Annotated in this window: 2 protein-coding genes; both read left to right on the forward strand. The window is 43.9% G+C overall.

What is annotated here, in order from left to right; genetic code table 11:
- Positions 1–334, forward strand: a 334-nt coding sequence (locus OB13_RS18650; protein WP_461491695.1) for a polysaccharide biosynthesis/export family protein, incomplete at its 5' end; no start/stop codon positions are given.
- A 14-nt stretch (positions 335–348) separates the two neighbouring features.
- On the forward strand, positions 349–2,221 hold a 1,873-nt coding region (locus tag OB13_RS18655; RefSeq protein ID WP_461491696.1), incomplete at its 3' end, for a GumC family protein.

A 2,221-nucleotide genomic window follows, 5' to 3' on the forward strand; every position in this document is an offset into this window, starting at 1 on the left:
AGAAGTCGCTCGCCCATCAGTTTTTACTGTACCGAATGAAAAGCTGACCTTATTGGAAGCACTGGGACTGGCAGGAGACCTGACAATTTTTGCCAAGCGAGACAATGTGCTCTTGATCAGGGAGGAGAAAGGTGTAAAGAAACTTGTACGAATTGATCTGACCACAAACGAGTTACTTACTTCTCCTTATTACTATTTAAAGTCGAATGATATCATCTATGTAGAGCCGAATAAATCTAAAATTGCCTCTGCAAGTGCAACAAGACAATGGCTGCCACTCATCCTGAGTTCCTTGACTTTTGTTGTGGTCAGTATCGATCGTTTAACAAGATAATATTAAAGAAGCTTATGGTTAACAATAAGTCAAACACTGAAGATAACATAGGGGCATCCATCGTCTTTAAATTTTTGCCCTTCTGGCCTCTGTTTGCTGTCCTCTTAGTTGTTTGCATGCTGGGAGCATGGGGTTATCTTCATTTTCTGGCAGTACCCTCTTATGGGGTTTCTGCATCAGTCATCGTAAAAGACGAAAAGAAAGGGGTTAATGACTCCAAAATGACAGAATCGATCGACGCTTTTACCACAAATAAAATTGTTGAGAATGAGATCAATGTCCTCCGCTCTCATGCTTTGATGAAACAAGTAGTGGATGAACTTGGTCTGTATGTGTCTGTCTATGAAGAAGACAACAGATTCAGATCGATTCCGGCTTATACCACTTCGCCCATCACCATTACCCTGGAATCGCCGGCAGAAGCGAAAGAGCAGCCTGCGATTTATTTTACTTACAACGATTCACAAAAGAAAGTAGAAATAGACTATGAGGCTTATCCTCTTGACAAATGGGTCAAAACTCCCTACGGCGTAATGCGTTTTTCAGAAAATAAGAAAAGAACAGACTCAACCGAAGCTCCCCTTTTCTTTTCCATTTCAAATCCTAAAAAAGTTGCAAACCAGCTCCTCAACGGCATCAGTATAGAGACACCGGGTAAGCTTTCTAGTGTGGTTAACCTGTACCTGGAGGACCAGGTACCGGAACGTGGAGAAGATATACTGAATGCTTTGATCCATGCCTACCAGCAGACAGCCATTACGGACAGAAATAAACTGGCCACGGAAACACTTGAATTCGTTGAGAGTCGCATCCGACTCATAGAAAAAGAACTGGCGGAACTTGAGAATAAAATAGTACAGTACCGCGCTTCCAATGGAGCTGTAAACCTGGATGCGCAGGGACGGATGTTTCTGCAGAATGTGGGGGATAATGATCGTAAAATGTCAGAGATAAATCTGCAACTGGCTGTTTTGGATAAAGTTGAAAAATATGTCGTATCCAAAAGTAAAGCAGCGGGGATTGTACCTTCGACCTTGGGTGTTAATGACCCTGTGCTTACGCAGCTTTTACAGAAGCTTTACACTACTGAGATCCAGTACCAGCAGCTCAGTAAAACTACTGCTGAAAATAACCCCATACTTGTGTCACTAAGAGAGGAAATTGGAAGCATCAGACCTAGTATTTTAGAAAATATCCGGAACCAGCGGGATAATTTACTGGCAAGCCGTGCCAATATCGCCTCTACCAACAATGCTTATAACTCCTTATTGCAGACCATTCCAAACAAGGAAAGAGAGCTGTTGGAAATCAGCCGGCAGCAAACAATTAAAAACGAAGCCTATAGCTTTTTGCTCCAGAAAAGAGAAGAAACTGTTCTTTCTTATGCCCCTACAGCAGAGGATCTGAGAATCGTGGATATGGCGGAGGCCTCCCGAAACCCGATCAGTCCCAAGCCAATTTATGCTTACATGTCAGCTGTATTCCTCTCCCTGGGGGTAGGTATAGGTCTGGTGCTAGGGAAAGAAATGCTGAACAGCAAGGTACTTTTCAGGTCAGAAATTGAGGCGTACACCAATGCCCCTATCGTGGCTGAACTGTCCAGCGTCCAGAATCTAAAGAAAGGCGTTTTTGTTGAGCCTACAGAGCCTTCGGAGATAGAGCAGTTCAGGCAACTGCGGGTAACGATGGGCCTCTACGGACGAACGTTCACCAAAAAGAAGATCATGGTGACTTCCAGCATTCCCGGGGAAGGGAAAAGCTATGTAAGTACCAATGTGGCCTTCAGCCTGGCTACTTCTGGCAAGAAAGTGGTTCTCCTGGATTTCGACTTAAGAAACCCGAACACCTCTGTGCTCTTCGACAGCTATAAAGCCAAAGGTATAATCG

The organism is Pontibacter sp. HJ8 (assembly GCF_054824225.1).